Origin of the sequence: Mycobacterium sp. 852002-51152_SCH6134967 (assembly GCF_001667105.1) — a bacterium.
In the GTDB taxonomy this organism is placed as follows: Bacteria; Actinomycetota; Actinomycetes; order Mycobacteriales; family Mycobacteriaceae; genus Mycobacterium; species Mycobacterium neumannii_A.
In genome coordinates, this window is sequence record NZ_LZIK01000042.1 from 56713 (window position 1) to 80164 (window position 23452).

Sequence of the window (23452 nt, forward strand, 5' to 3'; positions counted from 1 at the left end):
AGGCTGCCTGCCCATGCGGAAGCTCTTGATCTGCTTGACCACTGTGTTGTGCCTGGTGGCCTTCGGGACCTCCGTCGCGACCGCCGCGCCCGTCAGCGTGAGCCAACCGTCGGGTTCGGTACCGATACCCGAGGGCCCGGCCCGGGCATGGGTGCTCGCCGATATGGACACCGGTGCGGTGCTCGCCGGGCGCGACGAGTACGGCCAGTACGCGCCGGCCAGCACGATCAAGGTACTGCTGGCGTTGACGGTGCTCGACGAACTGCCGCTTGATGCCACCGTGGTCGCCAACGAGGCCGACACCCGCGTGGAGTGCAACTGTGCGGGCGTGACGCCGGGCATGGTCTACACGACACGGCAACTGCTGGACGCGATTCTGCTGGTCTCAGGCAACGACGCGGCCAACACATTGGCCACCATGCTCGGTGGTTACGACGTCGCCGTGACGAAGATGAACGCCAAGGCCGCCCTGCTCGGTGCCCACGGCACCAACGCGGCGTCGCCGTCGGGCCTCGACGGCCCCGGCATCGACATGTGGTCGTCGCCGCACGATCTGGCGGTCATCTTCCGCGCCGCGATGGCGAACCCGGTGTTCGCGTCGATCACCGCTGCGCCCACGGCGGTCTTCCCCACCAAGGACGGTGACAAAGTCCTGGTCAACCAGGACGTACTGCTCGAGCGCTATCCGGGCATGCTCGGGGGGAAGACGGGGTTCACCGACCGCGCCCAGAAGACCTTCGTCGGCGCTGCGCAACGCGACGGTCGCCGGTTGGTCGTCGCGTTGATGTACGGCATGGACAAGCCGGGTCAGCCGACCTACTGGGATCAGGCCTCCAGCTTGTTCGACTGGGGTTTCGCGCTCAGTCCGGGCGCCACGATCGGCGCGCTGTGATCACCGGATGAGTTGCTGAATCGCAACACATCCGAGACCGGGACGGGGAACCCCGCCGATACGCTCGGCGACCATGCGAAGCATGTTGGCTGCGTTGGCCATTGCGCTGACTTGCGCAATGACACTGGCCATCGGCGTCGCCGCGCCCGCATCATCTCAACCGCGAGGCGAACCGTCGGGCGCCGTCGCGCTGCCCGACGGGCCGGCGCAGGCCTGGGTGCTCGCTGACGTCGATTCCGGCCGAATCCTGGCCTCGCGCAATCCCTATGAGCCGCATGCGCCCGCAAGCACCATCAAGGCGCTGCTCGCGATGGTGGTACTCGACCACCTTCCGCTCAACGCGGCGATCGCGGCCAGGCCGGCGGCCGCTGACGTCGAATGCTCCTGTGCCGGAGTAAAAGCCGGGCGCGCCTACACCGTGCGCCAACTGCTCGACGGGCTGATGTTGGTCTCGGGTAACGAGGCCGCCAACGTTCTCGCCGACGGCCTCGGCGGTTACCGCGTCGCGGTGGCGAAGATGAACGCCAAGGCGCAGTCGCTGGGCGCGCGCAGCACGCGTGCGTCGTCGCCGTCAGGGCTGGACGGTCCGGGCATGGAGTCGTTCACCACCGCCAGCGACCTCGCGCAGATCTATCGCCATGCGCTGCTGTATCCGGTGTTCGCCGCGATCGTGCGCCAGCCGTCGTCGTTGTTCCCGACCGACAACGGTCCTAAGACGATCACCAACCAGAACCAGCTGCTCAAGCGATATCCGGGCACGCTCGTCGGCAAGACCGGCTACACCAACCTGGCTCGTAACACCTTCGCCGCCGCCGCCCAACGCGGCAACCGCCGGTTGGTGGTCGCGCAGTTGTACGGCACCGGCGACCTCTACGGTCAGGCGATCAAACTGTTCGACTGGGGCTTCAGCCAGCCCTGAACCCCCGCGAGCGACCGTGTTTGCGCACGACACGCCGCAATTCTTGAGCGCTACACGGACTTTCGTGAGCCACGAGCGTCCGCGAATGTACCGATTACCCCGGTGTGTCGTGTACAGACACGGTCACTCGCGGGGACGGTGCCGCTCGCGAGCTCAGGGGAAGGTGCCGCTCGCGAGCTCAGGGGAAGGTGCGGCCGCGGAGGATCACCAGATCCGGGCGGTTGACGACGGCCGCGCCCTTGCGCGGATCGTCGGCGTAACACACCAGGTCGGCGGGCGCGCCGTGCTCCATGCCCGGCCGGCCGAGCCACTCACGGGCGGCCCAGCACGCCGCACCCAGGGCTTCGGTCGGCGTCATCCCGATATCGGTGAGCGCGTCGATCTCGTCAGCGATGCGGCCGTGGGCGACCATGCTGCCCGCGTCGGTGCCCGCATAGATCGGGACCCCTGCCTCCCTGGCGGCAGCGATGCGCGGATAGCACTTCTCGTACAGGTCCCGCATGTGCTTGGCGTACGTCGGGTATTTCGCGGCGCCGTCGGCGATACCCGGGAAGTTGGCGACGTTGATCAGCGTCGGTACCAGCGCGGTGCCGTACTCGACCATCAGGTCGATGGTGTCGTCGGTCAGGCCCGTCCCGTGCTCGATGCAGTCGATCCCCGCCTTGATCAAGCCTGGCAGCGCGTCCTCACTGAACACGTGCGCGGTGACGCGCGCGCCGTTGGCGTGCGCGGCGTCGATCGCGGCCTTGAGCACATCGTCGGACCACAACGGCGCCAGGTCGCCGACCTCGCGGTCGATCCAGTCGCCGACGAGCTTGACCCACCCGTCGCCGAAGCGCGCCTGTTCGGCCACCGCGTCGGGCAGCGCGGATTCGTCGTCCAATTCGATGGCGAACCCGCGCTGATAGCGTTTGGGCCTGGCCAGGTGGCGGCCCGCGCGGATGATCTCCGGCAGATCGTCGTGGTCGGCGAGGCTGCGGGTGTCGATCGGCGAACCCGCGTCACGCAGCAGCAGCGCACCGACCTCGCGTTCGACCTCGGCCTGTGCGATGCAGTCGTCGAGATTGTCCAGGGGGCCGTGATCGCCGAGACCCACGTGACAGTGGGCGTCGACGAGCCCCGGCAGTATCCACCCGCCGTCGAACACCGTCTCCGCGCCGCTGACCGGTTCGGCGCTGAGCACACCCCCGTCGATCCACCACTCCACCGGTTGCTCATCGGGCAGTCCGACGCCGCGGACATGAAGAGCGGGGCGCTTCACGCTACTTCTGGCCCGGGAACTTCAGCTTGGACAGATCGATGTCGGCCAGTCCGGGCGGGAGCTCGTCGAGACCCTTGGGCATATCGGACAGGTCCGGGAAGCCGGCGGGCATGCCCGGCATCGCGGCGCCGAGGGGGTTGCGCACCTTGGGCGGAGTCGGGCCCCTGCCTGACTTCTTGTTCTTTCCGCTCTTCTTCTTGTTCTTCGTGTTCTTACGAGAGTTCTTGCGGCCGAACGGCATTCCCATCTGGCCTGCCATCTGCGACATCATCTTGCGGGCCTCGAAGAACCGCTCGACGAGCTGGTTGACCTCGCCGACCGTCACACCCGACCCGTTGGCGATGCGCAGCCGGCGCGACCCGTTGATGATCTTCGGATCGGCACGCTCCTTGGGCGTCATACCGCGGATGATCGCTTGCAGCCGGTCGAGCTGTTTGTCGTCGACGGAGGCCAGCGCGTCCTTCATCTGACCCGCGCCGGGCAGCATGCCGAGCAGGTTGCCGATCGGGCCCATCTTGCGGATCGCCAGCATCTGCTCGAGGAAGTCCTCCAGCGTCAGTTCGCCACTGCCGATCTTGGCCGCGGCCTCTTCGGCCTTCTGGGCGTCGAAGACCTGCTCGGCCTGCTCGATCAGCGACAGCACATCGCCCATACCGAGGATGCGGCTGGCCATCCGGTCGGGGTGGAAGACGTCGAAGTCCTCGAGCTTCTCACCGCTGGAGGCGAACAGGATCGGCACGCCGGTGATCTCGCGGACCGAGAGCGCAGCACCGCCGCGTGCGTCACCGTCGAGCTTCGTCAACACCACGCCGGTGAAGCCGACGCCCTCGCGGAACGCCTCGGCGGTGGTCACCGCGTCCTGGCCGATCATCGCGTCCAGCACGAAGATCACTTCGTCCGGATCGACGGCCTGCCTGATCGCGGCGGCCTGGCTCATCAGCTCGTCGTCGATGCCGAGGCGGCCGGCGGTGTCGACGATCACCACGTCGAAGTGCTTGGCCTTGGCCTCGGCCAGGCCCGCGGCCGCGACCGCGACCGGATCACCCGGCGCCGCATCGGCCGCACCGTCCGCCGACACACCGGGATGGGGTGCGAACACCGCGACGTCGGCGCGCTGGCCGACGATCTGCAGCTGGTTCACCGCACCGGGGCGCTGGAGGTCGCATGCCACCAGCAGCGGTGTATGGCCCTGAACGCGAAGCCATCTCGCGAGCTTGCCGGCCAGGGTGGTCTTACCCGAACCCTGTAGGCCGGCCAGCATGATCACCGTCGGCGGCGTCTTGGCGAACGCCAGCGGGCGGGTCTCACCGCCGAGGATGCCGATCAGTTCCTCGTTGACGATCTTGACGACCTGCTGGGCCGGGTTGAGCGCGCCGGACACCTCGGCGCCCCGGGCGCGCTCCTTGATGCGGTTGACGAAGGCGCGCACGACGGGCAGCGACACGTCGGCTTCCAGCAACGCCAGCCGGATCTCGCGGGTGGTCGCGTCGATATCGGCGTCGGTCAGCCGCCCTTTGCCGCGCAGGCCCTGCAGGGCCCCGGTCAACCGGTCGGACAGGGATTCAAACACGACGTCCAGCCTAATGGGAGCCGCCAGCGGCGCGCCCGAGCAGGGCGTGCGCGGCGTAAACGGCCGTGATCAGCTCGCTTCGGACACCGGTTTGCGGGCCGGCGGGGCAGGCAGCACCGCGTACAGGTCGCGTTCGATGTCGTCGCAGACGCCCTTGTCTGCGGTGATGCCGAAAAGGTCGACCACCGAGGAGCCCATCGTCGTCACCTTCGCCCACGCGATGTCGATGCCGTCGCGCTCGAACACGGCGGTCAGCCGGGCCAGCAGGCCCGCGCGGTCGGTGCTGCGGATCTGCACGACCAGTTCGCCCGACCGGGCGCCCTCGGACCACAGGATGCGTGGCGGGGCGGTGACGTGATTGATGGGGACGGCGGCAGGGACCTCGCCGGCGCGCGACGTGCCGTGCTGCGCGGCCTCACGTTCGCGGCGATCCAGTGCCTCCTGCACGTCGAGTTCACCGTCGAGCGCGAGGATGAACTGCTGGCGCAGCACCTCGGCCGCCGGGGGCGAGCCGAAATGCGGGGAGACGACGAACGTGTTGATCGCCGAGCCCTCGTGACCGTTCACCGAGGCCGAATGTACGCGCAACGAGTTCAGCGCGAGCACGCCCGCCGCCTTCGACAGCAGGCCGCGCCGGTCGGGCGCGATGACCGTCACGTTGAAGATCTGCGGGCCGTCCCCCGGTGTCAGCTCCAGATGAACGCCCACCTGTCCAGCGAGCGAAAGATACCGCGGATCAATGGGATCCGGTTGCGGTAGTGGTTCTCCGGCCATCACCGTCCGGCAGCGGTGCACGAGATCGCCGAGGAGCGAGGCCTTCCAGTCGCCCCAGACGCCGGGTCCGGTCGCCAGCGAATCGGCCTCGGCGAGGACGTGAAGCAACTCCAGCAGGACGGGATCGCCGTCGAGAGCGTCGACCACCGACGCGATCGTGTCGGGATCCTGGAGGTCGCGCCGTGTCGCGGTATGCGGCAGCAGCAGGTGGTGGCGGACGAGCTTCGACAGGATCTCGACATCCGAGGGCCACATCCCCAGCCGGGTGCCGATCTGGGTGGCCAACTCCGCACCGATGACGCTGTGGTCGCCGCCGCGTCCCTTGCCGATGTCATGGCACAGCGCACCGAGCATCAGAAGGTCCGGACGGGCCACTCGTGTGGTGAAAGCGCTTGCTCGCGCGACGGTTTCGACGAGATGTCGGTCGACTGTCCAGATGTGCACCACATCGCGCGGAGGAAGGTCACGCACCGCACCCCACTCGGGAAACAGGCGCCCCCACAGGCCGGTGCGGTCCAGCGCCTCGATCGTGTCGACCGCCGACGGCCCCGCGGCCAGCATGACGAGCAGATCCTTGAGCGCCTGATGCGGCCAGGGTGTGCGGAGTTCGGGGGCCGCTGCGGCCAGCCGGGACAGCGTCGAGGCCGCCATCGGCAGCCCCGTCGTCGCCGACGCTGCGGCCACCCGCAGGATCAGGCCGGGATCGCGTTCGGGACGCGCGTCGCGCGCGAGGATGACCTCACCTGCGAACTCGATGACCCCCTCGTCGAGAGGGCGACGAGGGGGACGGCGCAATGCCGCGAATCCACGGCGGGGAAGCGCGTTACCTGCAGTGCGGATACCGGCGTCGACGTAGAAGCTGATGGTGCGCGCGGCATCGGACAGCATCCGGGCCAGATCGAAGCGGTCACCGATGTGCAGAGCCGCGCCGATCTCGTCGGCGTGTTGGGCCAACAGCAGGTCGCGGCCGCGGCCGGCCACCCTGTGCAGTTCGGTCCGTACGTTGAGCAACGCCAGATGAGCCTGCCCTAACGACCCGAGCGGGGACGCCAACGTGTGGTTGGGATACCCGTCGGCCAGTTGCGCGATCGCCAGCGCGTTGAGCAGCTGGACGTCACGCAGCCCACCACGACCGCATTTGAGGTCGGGCTCGGCGCGGTGCGCGATCTCTCCGCTGCGCTGCCAGCGCGCCCGGGTGTGCTCGACGAGTTCGTCGAAGCGCGAAGCGATTCCGGTACGCCACTGCCGACGGGCTCCCCCGATCAGCAGCGCGGACAGGTCGGCGTCACCGGCGATATGACTCGCTTCCAGCATCGCCAGCCCCGCCGAGATGTCCTCACCGGCCACCTTCAACGCCTCGGGCACGGTCCGCACACTGTGGTCGAGGCGAATGTTGGCGTCCCACAACGGATACCACAGCAGTTCGGCCACCTGAACGACCACGTCGTCCGGCATGTTGTCGTGCAACAGCATCAGATCCAGGTCGGAGTGCGGCACGAACTCACCCCGGCCCAGGCCACCGGTCGCGACGATGGCGAAGCCGCTGGTGGGCGTGATGCCGATCTCGGTGGCCTTGGTGGTCAGCCAGAACTCGTGCAGGTCTTGCAATGCATGTCGCAGGGCGGCCGAATCCAGTTGGCGCGCACCGTCTGTCAACAGCTGCTTGATCGCGGCGCACAGGTCCGTCGCGGGACGAGACGAGCCCGCCGCCGGCGCCACCCATTGAGGGGCACCGGCGGCGGTTCGCTGCTCCATGCGCTCCTCGGCAGCTGATTCGGGGTTCATCTCACTCATCTCGTCCTCTCCCCCTGTAACTCACGGTGTGTGATCGGACGAAGACGAACTCTCAGTTCTACAAGCGGCTCAAAGGGCGTCGGCTCCCCGTTCCCCGGTGCGTACCCGGACCACGGTGTCGACGGGGCTCACCCACACCTTGCCGTCGCCGATCTTCCCGGTCCGTGCCGCCTGGACGATGACATCGACCACCTTGTCGACGGCGGAGTCCTCGACGACAACCTCGACACGAACCTTCGGCACGAAATCCACGGAGTACTCAGCACCGCGGTAAACCTCGGTGTGCCCCTTCTGGCGCCCGTAGCCCTGAACCTCGCTGACGGTCATCCCGAGGATACCCGTCTGCTCCAGCCCGGTTTTGACATCCTCGAGTGTGAATGGCTTGACGATCGCTGTAATCAGCTTCATTTAGTGGATCCCTTCCGAGGAAATTGTTGCCGATCAGACGAGCTCGTAAGCGGTTTCAGCATGTTCGGTCGCATCAATGCCGGTGTCCTCGTCCTCCGCGGTAACGCGCCAACCCAACGGCTTAACGATAAAGGCAATGATCGCGGTCATGATGCCGGTGAAGATAACCGCCACCAAGGCGATGACGACCTGCACGACGAGCTGCTGGAATCCACCGCCGTAGAACAGGCCCGTCTCCAGCGCCAGGAAGCCGATGCCCACCGTTCCCCACAGGCCCGCTACCAGGTGCACGCCGACCACGTCGAGCGAATCGTCGTAGCCGAACTTGTACTTCAGTCCGACCGCCAGCGCCGACAGCGCGCCCGCGATGACGCCCAGGATCAACGACCCGATCGGCGACAACGAACCGCAGGCCGGTGTGATGGCCACGAGGCCGGCCACGACGCCCGAGGCGGCACCGACGCTGGTTGCGTGGCCGTCGCGGAGCCGCTCCACCAGCAGCCAGCCCAGCATCGCGGCGGCGGTCGCAGCAGTGGTGTTGACCCAGACCTGGCCGGCGAGCATGTCGGCCGCGCCCTCGGACCCAACGTTGAAGCCGAACCAGCCGAACCACAGGATGGCCGCGCCCAGCATCACGAACGGAATGTTGTGCGGCCGATAGGCGACCTTGCCGAAGCCGGTCCGCTTACCGAGCAGCAGCGCAAGCACCAGTGCGGCCATGCCGGCGTTGATGTGCACCACCGTGCCGCCGGCGAAGTCGATCGGGGATACATTCGCGGTGCCCTCCTCACTGACGCCGAAAAGCTTGGCCGCAATACCGTTCTCGGCCCCGGACAGCAAGCCGCCACCCCAAACCATGTGGGCCAGCGGGAAATACACCAACGTCACCCAGATCCCGCCGAACACCAGCCACGTGCCGAACTTCATGCGCTCGGCCACCGCACCGCTGATCAGGGCGACGGTGATGACCGCGAAGGTCAGCTGGAAGCCCGCCCAGACGATCGCGGGCACCGAACCGAATCCGCCGAGAACGTACAGCGATATTCCGTCCACTTCCTTGGTCTCCAGCAGCGGGCTCAGCCCGAACAGCGAGAACGGGTTGTCGAAGATGCCCGCGATGTCGCTGTTGCCGGTGTGCGCCGACGCGAACGACATCGAGTAGCCCCACAGCACGTAGATGACGCTCACGACGCCCATGGTCCCGAACGACATCATCATCATGTTCAAGACCGACTTCTGGCGTGACAGCCCACCGTAGAAGAACGCGAGACCGGGCGTCATGAACAGAACCAGCGCCGCGGCGGTGAGCACCCATGCGGTGTCGCCGGAGCTCAACCCGTCGGGGCCGAATGGCGCGAACGCATCATCGGGTAGGGCAAGGGGTAAGGCTGAAACCACTTTGTGTGAACCTCCTTGGGAAGTGCGCCGATCGGATCGGCCTCCCGAAGAGACTCTTTTGTCCGCGTTTCACCGGTGATTCTGTTCCGTTTCCACGAAGTGAACGGACACGCCAGAAGCGTTACGCTCGTGTTTCCACGCGGATTCCGCCGCGACGCACGGCCGCTGCCGGGCGCATCGGACTATCCGAGAAGCGCGTCGACGAATGCGCCGGGCTCGAACGGAGCGAGATCGTCGGCGCCCTCCCCGAGTCCGACGAGCTTGACCGGAACGCCCAATTCCTGCTGCACGCGAAAGACGATTCCGCCCTTGGCCGTGCCGTCGAGCTTCGTCAGCACCACCCCGGTGATGTCGACGACCTCGGCGAACACCCTGGCTTGCGGCAGACCGTTCTGGCCGATCGTGGCATCGAGCACCAGCAGGACTTCGTCGACCTCGGCGCGCTTGCTGACCACCCGCTTGACCTTGCCGAGTTCATCCATCAACCCGGTCTTGGTGTGCAGGCGCCCGGCGGTGTCGATAACGATGACGTCGGCGCCCTCCTTGATGCCCTCGTCGACGGCGTCGAAGGCCACCGAGGCGGGGTCGGCGCCCTCCGGGCCGCGTACCACCTGCGCCCCCACCCGCGACGCCCACGACTGCAACTGATCGGCCGCGGCGGCGCGGAAGGTGTCGGCCGCCCCGAGGACGACGCGGCGACCGTCGGCGACCAGGACGCGGGCCAGCTTGCCGACGGTGGTCGTCTTACCGGTTCCGTTCACCCCGACGACCAGCAGCACCGAGGGTTTGTCCGCGTGCGGCAGAGCCCTGATCGAGCGGTCGAGGTCGGGCTGCAGCGCCTCGATGAGGACCTCGCGCAGCACGGCGCGGGCGTCGGCCTCGTTCCGCACCCGGCTGCTGGCCATCCGGGCGCGCAGCGCGGCGACCACCGACTCCGTCACGACGGGCCCGAGGTCGGCGATCAGCAGCGTGTCTTCCACTTCCTCCCACGACTCGTCGTCCAGGTCGCCTCCGCCGAGCAGCCCCAACATGCTGCGTCCGAGAGTGTTCTGAGACTTGGCGAGCCTGCCCCGCAGCCGCTCGAGCCGCCCTTCTGTCGGTGCGATCTCGTCGAGGACCGGTGCGTCCTGCTCGACGACGGGTGCCGGCTCGGCAGGCGCGGGCGCCGGTTCAGGCGCGGGCGCCAGCTCGGCAGGCGCGGGTGCGGGCGTCGGTTCGTCAGGCGCGGGCGCGGGTTCGGCGGGTGCGGGGCGCTCCTGAACCGGCGGCTCGGGTAGCTGCACGTCGGCGATCGGGCGCTTCGGTGCGTCGCGCGGAATGGTGGCGTCGTCACCGACGGCGGGCAGGCCGGTGGTGTCGATGCGCTCGGGGGGCGCGGTCGGCGCGGATTGCGAGAACGTGATCCCTGCAGAGGCGGTATAGCCCCCGGAACGGTCGATCGGCGTGGCCGTCTCCGTCGACGACAGCCGGATGCGCCGGCGTCGATACCGCACCAGCCCGACGACGAGCGCGGCGACCAATAAAACGGCGATGACCGCTATCGCGATCCACAACCACATCGAGCCAACATCAGTCACGGCGCCATTGTCTCAAGGTGAGCCGCGCCGACGCCCCCCGCGCCCCCTCATGCCTCGATCTGTGCACCGCTTGTTGCGCTCAGCGCGCCAGACGGTGCACAAACCGCGGCTCAGTTGGCCGCGCCGACCAGTTCCTGCCCGCGCATGCGCTGGCTGATGACCGCGGTGATGCCGTCGTCGCGCATGGTGACGCCGTACAGGGCGTCGGCGACCTCCATCGTGGGCTTCTGGTGGGTGATAACTATCAGCTGGGAGCGCTCGCGCAGCTGCTCGAACAAACTGATCAGCCGGCGCAGGTTCACGTCGTCGAGCGCCGCCTCGACCTCGTCCATCACATAGAACGGCGACGGCCTCGCGCGGAAGATCGCCACGAGCATCGCGACCGCGGTCAGCGATTTCTCACCGCCGGACAGCAGCGACAAGCGCTTGATCTTCTTGCCGGGCGGCCGCGCCTCGACCTCGATGCCGGTGGTCAGCATGTCGTTGGGGTTCGTCAACAGCAGCCTGCCTTCGCCGCCGGGGAACAGCGTCGAAAACACCTGGGTGAACTCGCGTTCCACGTCGGCGTATGCCTCGGTGAACACCTGAAGGATGCGTGCGTCCACGTCCTCGATCACGTCGAGGAGGTCCTTGCGGGCACCCTTGACGTCCTCCAGTTGGGTGGACAGGAAGTTGTACCGCTCCTCGAGCGCGGCGAACTCCTCGAGCGCCAGCGGGTTGACCCGGCCCAGTTCGTTGAGCTCTCGCTCGGCCTTCTTGGCGCGCCGTTCCTGCGTCGCGCGGTCGAACGGCATCGGTGCGGGCGCGGTGACCTGCTCGCCACGCTCGCGCGCCTGCTCGAACTCGGCCATCTCCAATTCCGTTGGCGGCAACGGCACGTCCGGCCCGTATTCGGCGATCAGGTCGGCGGTTGCCATGCCGAACTGTTCGAGCACCTGCTCCTCGAGCTGCTCGATCCGCAGCGCGGCCTGCGCCTTGGCGACCTCGTCCTTGTGCAGCGCCTCGGTGAGGCCGTTGACTTTGGCGGTGAGCTCGTTGACCTCGTCGCGCGTCGCGGCCAGCGCGGCGGCGCGGTGCTGGCGTTCGGCGGCGACCTCGTCGCGAGCGCGTGAAGCCACCGCCACGACGGCGCTGAGCCGTTGTGCGACAACGCGACCCGATTCCGCGACCGCGGCCGCCACGGCCGCCGCATGTCGACGGGCTTCGCGGGCACGCATCGCGCGTAGCCGTGACTCGCGTTCGGCTGCGGCGGCCCGGCGCAGCGAATCAGCCTTTCCGCGAACGGCATTGGCGCGCTCTTCGGCGGTGCGCACCGTCAGCCGGGCCTCCACCTCGGCGGTGCGGGCCGCCTCTGCCGCTGCCGTCGTCTCCTGCCGGTTGACGGGCTCGGCTTCGAACGTCGGCTCCTGCTGTGCGTTGTGCAGCCTCTGCTCGAGCTCGGTGAGTTCGTCGACGGTGCGGGACCGATTGGCTTCCAGTTCATTTCGCTGCTGGATCAGCCGCTGCCATTCGTCGTCGGCCGAACGCGCGTCCTGACCGAGCCGACCCAACTGCTCGTAGATCGCCGAGATCGCCGCGTCGGATTCGTTGAGCGCGGCCAACGCCTGCTCGGCGGCATCCTGACGGCTGGCCTGTTCGGCGAGCGCACCGGACAGCGCCGCCGACAGCTCGTCGACCTGTTTTTCGGCCTCTGCCAGCTCGGCGCGGGCCTTGTCGACCTCCGATGCGATCTCGAGCGTGCTGGGTTTGCGATCGGATCCGCCGCTGACCCAGCCCGGACCCACGAGATCGCCGTCGGTGGTGACCGCCCGCAGCGTCGGATGCGCCGCGACCGCGTCCAGGGCAGCGGCCAGGTCCGAGACCACCACGACGTCGGCGAGCATGGCCCGGACCGCGCCCTGCAGCCGCTGCGGCGCCTCGACCAGATCAACCGCGTGCACCGCGCCGTCGGGCAACGACTGTGCCTGCGGCACTTCACGGTTCGGCCAGTCGCTCAGCACGATCGCCGCCCGGCCGCCGTCGGACTCCTTGAGCGCCGCGACCGCTGCACGAGCGGCTCCCGGGCTCTCGGCGGCCACCGCGTCGGCCGCGGCACCCAGCACGGTCGCGACGGCCACCTCGTAGCCGTTGCGCACCTTCAACAGGTTGGCGACCGAGCCGAGAAGCCCTGCCCCACCACGGTTCTTCTGTAGCCAGGCCGCCCCGTCCTTGCGATCGAGACCCACCGAGAGAGCCTCGATGCGCGCGCGCAGCGAGGCCACCTGACGTTCGGCGCCACGTTCGGCGGCCTGTAGTTCGGCGACGCGTTCGTCGGCGAGCCGCAGCGCGGCGACCGTGCGGTCGTGGTGATCGTCGAGACCGACCTCACCGGCGTCGAGTTCGCCGACGCGACTCTGCACGGTCTCGAACTCGGCCTGGGTCTGTTGCGCGCGGGTGGCGGCCTCGTCGATGGTGCCGGTGAGGCGGGCGACGGTCTCGTCGATCGATTCCACGCGCGTGCGCATGGTGTCGACCTGACCGGCCAGCCGCGCCAGCCCCTCGCGACGGTCGGCCTCGGCGCGGGCGGCGGCCATGTGTGCGCGCTCGGCCTCGGCGGCGATGCGCTCGCGTTCGGTGAGTTCGGCGCGGGCCGCCTCGAGCTTGCCGCGCGACTCGGTCAGCTCGCCGAGCAGCCGGCGCTCCTGTTCGGCGACCTCGTCGGCCTGGGTTTCCAGGGCGTCGGGATCCGGACCCGTCGACGCCTCGGGCTCGGTGTCGAGATGCTGTGCGCGCTCGCTGGCGATGCGCACCGTCGCGCTGACGCGTTCGGCGAGCGCGGACAGCGCGAACCACCTCTGCTGCGCCGCGTCCGCGCGTTCGCTGAGGCTGCCGACCGCCGCCTCGTGCGCGGCCAGCTCGGCGGTCTTGGCCTCGAGCCGTGTGGCGATCTCGTCGTGTTCGCGCCGCAGCGTGGTCTCGGCCTGGTTGGTGTTGTCGAACTCGGCGCGGCGGGTGACGAGGTCGTCGGCGGCCAGCCGCAGCCGCGCGTCGCGCAGATCGGCCTGGATGGTTTGTGCGCGCCGGGCCATCTCGGCTTGACGCCCGAGCGGTTTGAGCTGACGGCGCAGTTCGGTGGTCAGGTCGGTCAGCCGGTTCAGGTTGGCCGACATCGCGTCGAGTTTGCGGACCGCTTTTTCCTTGCGCTTGCGGTGCTTGAGGACGCCGGCGGCCTCCTCGATGAACGCGCGCCGGTCCTCGGGGCGCGACTCGAGGATCTCGGAGAGCTTGCCCTGTCCGACGATGACGTGCATCTCGCGCCCGATACCGGAGTCCGACAGCAGTTCCTGCACGTCCATCAACCGGCAACTGTTGCCGTTGATCTCGTACTCGCTGCCGCCGTCGCGGAACATCCGCCGGGTGATCGACACCTCGGAGTACTCGATCGGCAGCGAGTTGTCGGAGTTGTCGATGGTCACCGTCACCTCGGCGCGACCCAGCGGCGGGCGCGACGACGTGCCCGCGAAGATGACGTCCTCCATCTTGCCGCCGCGCAACGTCTTGGCGCCCTGCTCACCCATCACCCAGGTGAGCGCGTCGACGACATTGGACTTACCCGAACCGTTGGGCCCGACCACGCACGTGATGCCTGGCTCGAAGCGCAGAGTCGTCGGCGAAGCAAACGACTTGAAGCCCTTCAGGGTCAGACTCTTGAGGTGCACGACGTGCCACACTACCGCCGCAGCGGCTATCGCTCGGTGAACCCTTGTAGCGAGTCGCGAGGTTCTGTGAAGTCGGCGACGACGTTGTCGACCCGCCCCGGCGTTTCTCCTCTTTGCAGCAGGTCAAGCAGCCGCTGACAGGACTCGCGTGGCCCCTGGGCGACCACCTGAACGCGGCCGTCTGGCTTGTTGGCCGCGAATCCGGTCAGCCCTAGTTCCAGTGCTCGGGCGCGCGTCCACCACCGGAAGCCGACACCCTGAACGTGCCCGTGCACCCAAGCCGTCAGGCGTACCTCAGCTAACTCCTGCATCATCTACCTCAAACGTCACTTTGGCCCCAGCCTTGAGGGTGCGGCCGACGGTGCAGACCTGGTCGATGGCGCGCTCGACGACCGTGAGCACCCGCGCCCGCTCCTGCTCGGACAGCCCGGACAGGTCGAGTTCCATTCGCTCTTCGAGCAGCGGATAGCGCTCCTGCTCGCGGTCGGCCGCCCCGGAGACGCGGATCGTGGTGCGGTACTGCTCGCCGAGGCGCCGCTGCAGGGGCACGTCGCTGGCCATCCCGCTGCAGGCGGCGAGCGCGATCTTCATCAGCTCACCGGGCGTGAAGACGCCGTCGACGTCCTCGTTGCCGACGAGCACCTCCGCGCCGCGGGAGCTGTGTCCGACATAGCGCCGCACTCCCGTCCGCTCAACCCAAAGTTCGGTCATGGCCCCATCTTCGCCCAGACCGACGTATTGGCGGAAAACCGCGCGCTCAATCGACCATTACGTCGGTCTGGGCGCGGTTCGCCGTACCCGCGGGCGCGGCTGACATTTCGGACAGTAGAACGACGAGCGGTTCATGAACTTCTCGCGCCGCATGATTGCCCCACAGCGTCGGCAGGGCTCGCCTTCGCGCCCATAGGCGTCCAGCGAGCGGTCGAAGTAACCCGACTCGCCGTTGACGTTGACATACAGCGAGTCGAATGACGTCCCGCCTTGGGCGAGCGCCTCGCGCATCACCTCGGCGGCCGCGTCGAGCAGCTCGGCCAGCTTCGGCCTGCTCAGAGACGACGCCAACCGGGCGCCGTTGACCTTGGCGCGCCACAGCGCCTCGTCGGCATAGATGTTGCCGATGCCCGAGACGACGGTCTGGTCGAGCAGCTGACGTTTGATCTCGGAGTGCTTGCCGCGCAACACTTTCACTACGCCGTAGCGGTTGAATTGCGGGTCGAGCGGGTCACGCGCGAGGTGCGCGACCGGAAACGGGACGTCGGTCCCGTCGACGGTGACCATGTCGGTGAGCAGCCATCCGCCGAACGTGCGCTGGTCGACGAAGCTCAACGCGGTGCCGTCATCCAGCAGCGCCGCGATGCGCAGGTGATTCTCGCTCGGGGGCGCGCCCAGCAGCATCTGCCCGCTCATGCCGAGGTGCACGACCAGCGCGGAGCCGTCGTCCAGCGTCAGCCACAGGTACTTACCTCGCCGCCCGGTCCCGGTGATCGTGCTGTCGAGCAGGCGCGCGGTCAGATCCGCGGGTCCCGCCTCGTGGCGCCGCACCGCGCGCGGATGATGTACGCGCACAGCGGTGATGGTCTTGCCGACGACGTGTGCGTCCAGTCCGCGACGGACAACCTCGACCTCGGGAAGCTCAGGCATCTACCTCGGCCGTCAGCGCGTTCCACGCCGCCGCGGCCGCCTTGAGTTCGGCCTCCTTCTTGGTGCGCCCGACACCCCTGCCGTATTCGGTGTCGGTCACCATGACCGTCGCGGTGAATTCCTTGTCGTGGTCCGGACCCGTCGAGGTGACGAGATAGGTGGGCGCACCAAGGCCGCGCGAGGCGGTCAGCTCCTGCAGACTGCTCTTCCAGTCCAGCCCGGCGCCCAACGTGGGCGCGGTGTCGAGCAGGTCGCCGAACAGCCGCAGGATCACCTCACGCACGACCGCGTTGCCGTGCTCCAAATAGATTGCACCCAACAAGGATTCGACGCCGTCGGCCAAGATGCTGGCCTTGTCGGCGCCGCCGGAGCTCAGCTCGCCCTTGCCGAGTAGCAAATAGGCGCCGAGCCCGCCATCGGACAGCTGACGACCGACGTCGGCGAGTGCCTGGGTGTTGACGATGCTGGCGCGCAGCTTGGCCAGATCGCCCTCGGACCGGTCGGGGTGCCGGTGGTAGAGCTCCTCGGTGATGGTCAGCCCGAGCACGGCGTCGCCGAGGAACTCCAATCGCTCGTTGGTCGGCAGACCGCCGTTCTCGTAGGAGTAGCTGCGATGGGTGAGCGCCATGGTGAGCAGTTCGTCGGGCAGATCCACACCCAGCGCCGCCAGCAGCGCGGCGCGCTCACTCACGCGTGTCCTCAGTGGGATCGTCGGCTCCGCCGACAGTGTCGACCATGCCGGCCAGCTTCGCCCAGCGCGGGTCGATCCGCTCGTGGTGGTGACCGGGTTCGGCGGTGGCCAAGGCCACACCGCAGTCCGGGCACAGGCCCGCGCAGTCCGGACCGCACAGCGGCGCGAACGGCAGCACCAGCCCGACGGCGTCGATGATCGGCTGCTCCAGGTCGACGGTGTCGTCCACCACGCGACCGACCTCGTCGGCTTCGGTCGTCTCGTCGGTGGCGCTGTCGGGATAGGCGAACAGTTCGGTGAGGTAGATCTCGACGTCGCCGGTGACCGGCGTCAGGCATCGCGCGCAGTCGCCCGTCGTGGGAGCGGACACCGTCCCGGAGACCAGGACTCCCTCCGACACCGACTCGACACGCAGGTCGAGCCCCAGCGGTGCCCCTTTGTCGATGGCGATCAGGTCGAGCCCGATGCGCGACGGGCTGGGCACCGTTTCGGAGACAGTCATCATCGACCCGGGTCGCCTACCGAGCCGGGAGATGTTGATCACGAGCGGCGATTGTGACGCGCGATGCGCCGCCGCTTTGGCATGCGTCGCCATAAGTACCGAGTTTACGGCGAGGATTCTTGGCGGCGCCCGGCGCTCAGCGGGCCGCGTAGTCGTGCGTGCCCGCGGCGGTGCGAAGTTGGTGACGACCTCGACCGACGGAGCGCAGCGTGCCGTTGAGGAAGTCCTCGAACTCCGCGAGCTTGCTGTCGACGTAGATATCGCACTCGCCGCGCAACCGGTCGGCCTCGGCGTGCGCCGAGTCGATCAACCGCGTCGCCTCGGCGGTCGCGGTCGCGACGATCTCGGTCTGCGACACCAGCCGCTGCTGCTCCTTGATGCCCTCTTGCACGGCCTTCTCGTAGGCCAGGTTGCCGCTCTCGATGAGCCGGTCGGCTTCGGTCTTGGCCCGTCCGGTGCTCGCCTCGTACTCGCGCTTGGCGGTGGCGGCGACGCGGGTGGCCTCCTCGCGGGCCTCGCCGACCATCCGCTCGCTGTGCTGTCGAGCCTCGGCCACCATGCGATCGGCCTGGGCCTTCGCGTCGGCCAGCAGCCGGTCCGCTTCCGCGCGGGCGTGGTTCAGGACGGAGTCCGCCTCGGCGGTGGCCGTGGACACCATCGAGTCGGAGTGGTCCTTGGCCTCGCGCAGCATCCCGTCGCGGGCATCGAGGACGTCCTGGGCATCGTCGAGCTCACCGGGAATCGCGTCCTTGATGTCGTCGAGCAGCTCGAGGACATCGCCGCGCGGCACGACGCAGCCTGCCGTCATCGGCACGCCGCGGGCTTCTTCCACAATCGCGCTCAGTTCGTCGAGCGCCTCAAAAACTCGGTACACGGCAACACCCTCCAGGCGTAGTTGACAGTTACTAGTGTGCCTGGTGTTACCCCTGTGACTCAGCTTCCCGCCCGGTGTGTCGCCCCGGACGTCGGAAATTCATGGATTGCTGAGTCTCTCCACTCCCCAGGCCGCAACTCCCGGCTGAATTGCTGCTCGCATTATGTCAACCGCCCGGGACCGAGACGAAAGCCCGCCCCCGGGCGGCATCCTTCGATGGCGCCCGGGGGCGGGCGTGAGTCTTCCTCGAGTCTGAACTTCTTCGCGCGAAATCGGCGATTTCTCGAACACAAGTTCAGATTCGGCGACCACGACGGCCGGGGGTGCTTACTTCACCGCCGCGCCGATAAGGTCGCGGGCGCGATCGAGCATCGAAGCGAACGGTCCGAGCGCGAAATTGGCCTTGGCCGACTCGACACCCGCATGCGGATGGGTCGGGGCGATCGCCTCGGCGGCCTGCACGGCGCCCGCCATCCGCTTGAGATCATCACCGTCGAGGTTCTTCTGCAGGTGGCTGAACTCCTCGCGCTCCTCGAGTTCGGCGTGCTCGACGACGTCCTCGCGGAACTTCTTCAGTTCGTCGATGAACTCCTGCGACCCGATGTCCATCTTCTCGAGCCGCGACAGGAACTCCTTGGCCTCGTGCTCTTCCTTGAGGCGTGCGTCGACGATGGCCTCACCGTCGGCGACCTCCTTGCGGGCGCGCGGGTGGACCACCATCTCCTCGGCGGTCTCGTGCACGGCCAGCAGCTGACGCAGATCGGCGAACGCCTTCTCGCGCGCCTCGGTTTCCGACGCGCCCAGCACTTCTTCGAACAGGTCCTTGATCAGGTTGTGTTGGTCGGTCAGAAACTTCACGACGTCGTCGGTGTTCTGGACAAACGTTTCAGCCATGGCAGAAACCTCCTGCATTTCGGTAGTGGTGTGGGCGCGAAGGGGCTGTGCGCCTGCACCTGTTTACCCCTGCAGGAGCGGGCTAACCCTGGCTCAGCTTGGCCTGCACGCGCGTGTTGACCGCGGCGGGGAGCAGTTCGGAGACGTCGCCACCCATCGACGCGACCTCCTTGGCCAACGACGACGACACGAACGAGTACCGCGGTATCGAGGCCAGGAAGAACGTGTCGACGCCGGCGATGTGCTTGTTCATCTGCGCCATCTGCAGTTCGTATTCGAAGTCGGCACCGCCGCGCAGGCCCTTGACGATCGCCGTCACGCCGCGCTGCCGGGCGAAGTCGACCACCAGGCCCTGACCCGATTCGACGCGCAGGTTTGGCAGGTGCTCGGTGGACTCCTCGATCATCGCGATGCGCTCGTCGAGCGTGAACATGCCCTTCTTGTTCGGGTTGACCAGAACGGCGACGATCACCTCGTCGAACTGCGCGGCCGCGCGCTCGAAGACGTCGACGTGCCCGAGATGGACCGGGTCGAAGGATCCGGGGCATACCGCGCCGCTCATGAGCGATGACGCTAGCAGGGCCGCTCTGGTGCCTCGGCAAGCTCCAGGCGGGTGTCGCCGTAGGTGCGCGACGGCCATACCTGCCAGCCCGGCGGCCACGTGATCGGCGGTCCGCTCGCCGCGCGTTCCACCACGACGACGGTTCCCGGTCCGGCCCAACCCCGTTCGGTGAGCAGCGCCAGCATCGATTCCACTTCCCCGGCGGTGATGTCGTACGGCGGGTCGGCGAGGACGAGGTCGAAACGTCGCGGGCTGCCCGCGGCCAGTACCTCGGCGACGGCGCCGCGCCGCACGCTCGCCCCGGTGACGCCGAGTGCGGCGATGTTGTCGGCGATGACTCCTGCGGCTCGCCGGTCGGCCTCGACGAACGTCGCCTCCGCGGCGCCGCGCGAGAGCGCCTCGAGCCCGAGCGCGCCCGAGCCGGCGTACAGATCGAGCACCGCGATCCCGCCGAAGTCGACGCGCGCGGCCAGCACGTTGAACAACGCTTCCCGTACCCGGTCGGTGGTGGGACGGGTCCCTCCCCCAGACCTGATCTGGGGCACGGTGATTCGTCTACCGCCCAGCGCGCCGGCGATGATGCGGGTCAGCTGACCACCACCAGCAGATCGCCGCCTTCGACCTGTGCCGTCTCCGAGACCGCGACCCGGTTCACCTTGCCCGCCTTGGGTGCGGTGATGGCCGCCTCCATCTTCATGGCCTCGATCGTGGCGATCGTCTGACCGGCCTGCACCTCGTCGTCGACGGCGACGCCGACGCTGACCACCCCGGCGAAGGGCGCGGCGATGTGGTCGGGATTGGACTTGTCGGCCTTCTCCGCGGTGGGGATGTCGCTGGCGACGTTGCGGTCACGCACCAGGACCGGCCGCAGTTGGCCGTTGAGGATGCACATCACGGTGCGCATGCCGCGTTCGTCGGGATCGGAGATCGCCTCGAGCCCGATCAGCAGTTCGACGCCCCGCTCCAACCGGACGCGATGCTCCTCGTCGCTGCGCAACCCGTAAAAGAACTGGTTCGCTGACAGGCTCGACGTGTCCCCGTACTGCTCGCGGTGGGCCTCGAGTTCCTTTGTCGGCCCGGGAAACAGCAGCCGGTTCAGCGCGGCCTGGCGCTTCGGGCCCGCCTGGGCGAGCACCGCTTCGTCCTCCTCGCTCAGTTCCTCCTGCGCCTTGGCCGGCGCCCGGCCGGCAAGCGCCTTGGTGCGCAGCGGTTCGGGCCATCCGCCTGGCGGGTCGCCGAGTTCGCCGCGAAAGAATCCGATCACCGAATCGGGAATGTCGAATCGCGATGGGTCCGAGGCGAATTCGTCGGCGCTGATGCCCGCCCCCAGCAGCGCGAGCGCAAGGTCGCCCACCACCTTCGACGACGGCGTCACCTTCACCAGCCGGCCCAGCACCCTGTCGGCTGCGGCGTAGTTGGCCTCGATCTCCTCGAAGCGGTCGCCGAACCCGAGCGCGATGGCCTGCTGACGCAGGTTCGACAGCTGACCGCCGGGGATCTCATGGTGATACACCCGCCCCGTCGGCGCCGGTAAACCACTTTCGAACGGCGCGTACACCTTTCGCAGCGCTTCCCAGTACGGTTCGAGGTCGCACACCGCCTCCAACGACAGCCCGGTGTCGTACTCGGTGTGTGCGGCCGCGGCCACGATCGAGCTCAACGCCGGTTGACTGGTGGTGCCTGCCAGGGGTGCCGCCGCACCGTCGACGGCGCTGGCTCCAGCTTGCCACGCCGCCAGGTACGTCGCCAACTGGCCGCCCGGGGTGTCGTGGGTGTGCACGTGCACGGGCAGATCGAACCGGGTGCGCAGCGCGCTGATCAACGTGTGCGCGGCGGGAGGCCGCAGGAGCCCGGCCATGTCCTTGATCGCCAGCACATGGGCACCCGCGTCGACGATCTGCTCGGCGAGCTTCAGGTAGTAGTCCAGCGTGAAGAGGTTCTCCCCGGGGTCGGACAGGTCGCCGGTGTAGCTCATCGCGACTTCGGCCACCGCCGTGCCGGTTTCGCGGACCGCGTCGATGGCCGGACGCATGGAATCGACGTTGTTGAGCGCGTCGAAGATGCGGTAGATGTCGATGCCCGTGGCCGTGGCCTCGGCGACGAACGCGTGGGTGACGGTCTCCGGGTACGGGGTGTAACCGACGGTGTTACGGCCGCGCAGCAGCATCTGCAGGCAGATGTTGGGGACCGCTTCGCGCAGCGCGGCCAGCCGCTCCCACGGGTCTTCCTTCAAGAACCGAAGCGCCACATCGTAAGTCGCCCCACCCCAGCATTCGAGCGAGAGCAACTGCGGCGTCATGCGCGCGACGTAGGGCGCCACCATCGACAGCCCCGTGGTGCGCACCCGGGTGGCCAGCAGCGACTGATGGGCATCACGGAACGTCGTATCGGTGACGGCCAAGGGTTTGGAGTCGCGCAGCCAGCGCGCGAACCCCTCGGGGCCGAGTTCGGTCAGCCGTTGCTTGCTGCCGTCGGGCGGCGGCGCTTCCAGGTCGATGTCGGGCAGCTTGTCCTGCGGGTACACCGATGCGGTTCGCGGGCCGTGTGGCTGGTTGACCGTCACGTCGGCCAAGTAGTTGAGGATCTTGGTGCCGCGGTCGGCAGGTGTTCTGGCGGTCAGCAGATACGGACGCTCGTCGATGAACGACGTGCTGATGCGGCCGGCCCGGAAATCCGGATCGTTGACGACCGCTTGCAGGAACGGGATATTCGTCGACACTCCGCGGATGCGGAACTCGGCCAGCGCGCGGCGCGCCCGCGCCACCGCGGCGGCGAAGTCGCGCCCCCGGCACGTCAGCTTCACCAGCATCGAGTCGAAATGCGCGCTGATCTCCGCACCGAGATGGGTGCCGCCGTCCAACCGGATGCCCGCGCCGCCCGGGGTGCGGTATCCGGTGATGCGGCCGGTGTCGGGACGGAATCCGTTGGCGGGGTCCTCGGTGGTGATCCGGCACTGCAGCGCGAAACCGCGCGGGGCCGGCAGCGCCTCCTGGCTCAAGCCGAGGCTGTCGAGGGTCTCGCCGTCGGCAATGCGCAACTGGCTGGACACCAGGTCGACATCGGTGATCTCCTCGGTGACCGTGTGCTCGACCTGGATGCGCGGATTGCACTCGATGAACACGTAATGGCCGCGCTCGTCGAGCAGGAACTCGACGGTGCCGGCGAACGTGTAGCCGATCTGCCGGGCGAACGCGACCGCGTCGTCGCAAATCCGTTGCCGCAGTTCGTCGGACAGATTCGGCGCGGGTGCGAGCTCGACGACCTTCTGGTGCCTGCGCTGCACGCTGCAGTCCCGTTCGAACAGGTGCATCACGTTGCCGTGGGTGTCGGCCAGGATCTGCACCTCGATGTGGCGGGGATTGAGGACGGCCTGTTCGAGATACAGCGTCGGGTCGCCGAACGCCGACTCTGCCTCGCGCGACGCGGCATCGATCGCGTCGGCCAGCGCGTCGGTTTCGGTGACCCGCCGCATGCCCCGGCCGCCGCCGCCGGACACGGCTTTGACGAACAACGGGAACTCCAGGCGCTCCGCGGCGGCCATCAACTCCTCGGCCGACGCCGACGGGGCCGACGAGTTGAGCACCGGCAGGCCCGCCGAGCGGGCCGCCTCGATCGCCCGCGACTTGTTGCCCGTCAGCTCGAGCACCTCGGCGCTGGGCCCGACGAACGTGATACCGGCCTCCGCGCAGGCCGCCGCCAGCGCCGGATTCTCCGACAGGAAGCCGTATCCCGGATAAACCGCGTCGGCTCCGGCATGCTTGGCGACCCGGATGATCTCCTCGACCGACAGGTACGCGCGCACGGGATGGCCGGTCTCGCCGATCTGGTAGGACTCGTCGGCCTTCAGCCGGTGAATGCTGTTGCGATCCTCATGGGGATACACCGCGACGGTGTCGATCCCCATCTCGTAGGCGGCCCGGAAAGCACGGATCGCGATTTCGCCACGATTGGCGACCAGCACTTTAGAGATCATGGGCGATCACGCACGTACTTTATC

19 protein-coding genes are annotated in these 23452 nt (G+C 68.1%); 2 read left to right on the forward strand and 17 right to left on the reverse strand.

Translation table 11 applies throughout. The features are described from left to right. Nucleotides 1-13 precede the first annotated feature (13 nt). Both A5790_RS13530 and A5790_RS13535 read left to right on the forward strand, forming a co-directional pair. A complete protein-coding gene (locus A5790_RS13530; protein WP_066844832.1) occupies nucleotides 14-892 on the forward strand; it encodes a D-alanyl-D-alanine carboxypeptidase family protein in 879 nt (292 codons plus the stop codon). Between the two features lie 73 nt (nucleotides 893-965). Then, nucleotides 966-1811, forward strand: coding sequence for a D-alanyl-D-alanine carboxypeptidase family protein (locus A5790_RS13535; RefSeq protein WP_066844837.1), 846 nt, complete (start codon nucleotides 966-968; stop codon nucleotides 1809-1811). Nucleotides 1812-1989: 178 nt separating this feature from the next. Here A5790_RS13535 and A5790_RS13540 read toward each other — a convergent pair whose 3' ends face one another. From A5790_RS13540 to A5790_RS13620, 17 genes are all read right to left on the reverse strand, one after another. Beyond that, complete coding sequence (locus tag A5790_RS13540; RefSeq protein ID WP_066844839.1) at nucleotides 1990-3072, reverse strand: amidohydrolase family protein; 1083 nt, start codon at nucleotides 3070-3072, stop codon at nucleotides 1990-1992. A 1-nt stretch (nucleotide 3073) separates the two neighbouring features. Continuing rightward, the gene (gene ffh / locus A5790_RS13545) at nucleotides 3074-4642 is read right to left on the reverse strand and encodes a signal recognition particle protein (protein ID WP_066844841.1); all 1569 of its coding nucleotides are present in this window, start codon (nucleotides 4640-4642) and stop codon (nucleotides 3074-3076) included. Between the two features lie 69 nt (nucleotides 4643-4711). Continuing rightward, the gene (locus A5790_RS13550) at nucleotides 4712-7210 is read right to left on the reverse strand and encodes a [protein-PII] uridylyltransferase (RefSeq protein ID WP_066844844.1); all 2499 of its coding nucleotides are present in this window, start codon (nucleotides 7208-7210) and stop codon (nucleotides 4712-4714) included. 69 nt (nucleotides 7211-7279) lie between these two features. Continuing rightward, entirely contained in the window at nucleotides 7280-7618 is a 339-nt protein-coding gene (locus tag A5790_RS13555; protein ID WP_018600748.1) for a P-II family nitrogen regulator, read from the reverse strand. 33 nt (nucleotides 7619-7651) lie between these two features. Further along, nucleotides 7652-9016 (reverse strand): ammonium transporter, encoded by a 1365-nt coding sequence (locus tag A5790_RS13560; protein WP_066844846.1) that lies wholly within the window; start codon nucleotides 9014-9016, stop codon nucleotides 7652-7654. Nucleotides 9017-9198: 182 nt separating this feature from the next. After that, on the reverse strand, nucleotides 9199-10575 hold the full coding sequence (gene ftsY / locus A5790_RS13565; protein ID WP_197696787.1) for a signal recognition particle-docking protein FtsY: 1377 nt from the start codon (nucleotides 10573-10575) through the stop codon (nucleotides 9199-9201). Nucleotides 10576-10703: 128 nt separating this feature from the next. Then, entirely contained in the window at nucleotides 10704-14291 is a 3588-nt protein-coding gene (gene smc, locus A5790_RS13570) for a chromosome segregation protein SMC (RefSeq protein WP_197696782.1), read from the reverse strand. A 26-nt stretch (nucleotides 14292-14317) separates the two neighbouring features. Next, complete coding sequence (locus A5790_RS13575) at nucleotides 14318-14602, reverse strand: acylphosphatase (protein ID WP_066845156.1); 285 nt, start codon at nucleotides 14600-14602, stop codon at nucleotides 14318-14320. Further along, nucleotides 14586-15002 (reverse strand): OsmC family protein, encoded by a 417-nt coding sequence (locus A5790_RS13580; RefSeq protein ID WP_066844854.1) that lies wholly within the window; start codon nucleotides 15000-15002, stop codon nucleotides 14586-14588. Before A5790_RS13580 ends, A5790_RS13575 begins: the two co-directional genes overlap by 17 nt. A gap of 57 nt (nucleotides 15003-15059) precedes the next feature. Next, nucleotides 15060-15932 (reverse strand): bifunctional DNA-formamidopyrimidine glycosylase/DNA-(apurinic or apyrimidinic site) lyase, encoded by an 873-nt coding sequence (gene mutM / locus A5790_RS13585; protein ID WP_066844855.1) that lies wholly within the window; start codon nucleotides 15930-15932, stop codon nucleotides 15060-15062. Then, nucleotides 15925-16623, reverse strand: coding sequence for a ribonuclease III (gene rnc / locus A5790_RS13590; RefSeq protein ID WP_066844857.1), 699 nt, complete (start codon nucleotides 16621-16623; stop codon nucleotides 15925-15927). The genes mutM and rnc overlap by 8 nt, the downstream gene beginning before the upstream one ends. Then, nucleotides 16616-17218, reverse strand: a complete 603-nt coding sequence (locus A5790_RS13595; RefSeq protein ID WP_066844859.1) for a DUF177 domain-containing protein — start codon at nucleotides 17216-17218, stop codon at nucleotides 16616-16618. The genes rnc and A5790_RS13595 overlap by 8 nt, the downstream gene beginning before the upstream one ends. Nucleotides 17219-17261: 43 nt before the next feature. Then, nucleotides 17262-17999 (reverse strand): cell division protein SepIVA, encoded by a 738-nt coding sequence (sepIVA, locus tag A5790_RS13600; RefSeq protein WP_066844861.1) that lies wholly within the window; start codon nucleotides 17997-17999, stop codon nucleotides 17262-17264. 327 nt (nucleotides 18000-18326) lie between these two features. Next, nucleotides 18327-18893 carry a hemerythrin domain-containing protein gene (locus tag A5790_RS13605; RefSeq protein WP_066844863.1) on the reverse strand — a complete coding sequence of 189 codons (567 nt, stop codon included), beginning with the start codon at nucleotides 18891-18893 and terminating at the stop codon, nucleotides 18327-18329. An 82-nt stretch (nucleotides 18894-18975) separates the two neighbouring features. Beyond that, the gene (gene coaD / locus A5790_RS13610) at nucleotides 18976-19455 is read right to left on the reverse strand and encodes a pantetheine-phosphate adenylyltransferase (RefSeq protein WP_066844865.1); all 480 of its coding nucleotides are present in this window, start codon (nucleotides 19453-19455) and stop codon (nucleotides 18976-18978) included. 11 nt (nucleotides 19456-19466) lie between these two features. Beyond that, nucleotides 19467-20045 (reverse strand): 16S rRNA (guanine(966)-N(2))-methyltransferase RsmD, encoded by a 579-nt coding sequence (rsmD, locus tag A5790_RS13615; protein WP_082961709.1) that lies wholly within the window; start codon nucleotides 20043-20045, stop codon nucleotides 19467-19469. Beyond that, nucleotides 20042-23428, reverse strand: coding sequence for a pyruvate carboxylase (locus A5790_RS13620; protein WP_066844871.1), 3387 nt, complete (start codon nucleotides 23426-23428; stop codon nucleotides 20042-20044). Before A5790_RS13620 ends, rsmD begins: the two co-directional genes overlap by 4 nt. Nucleotides 23429-23452 lie beyond the last annotated feature (24 nt).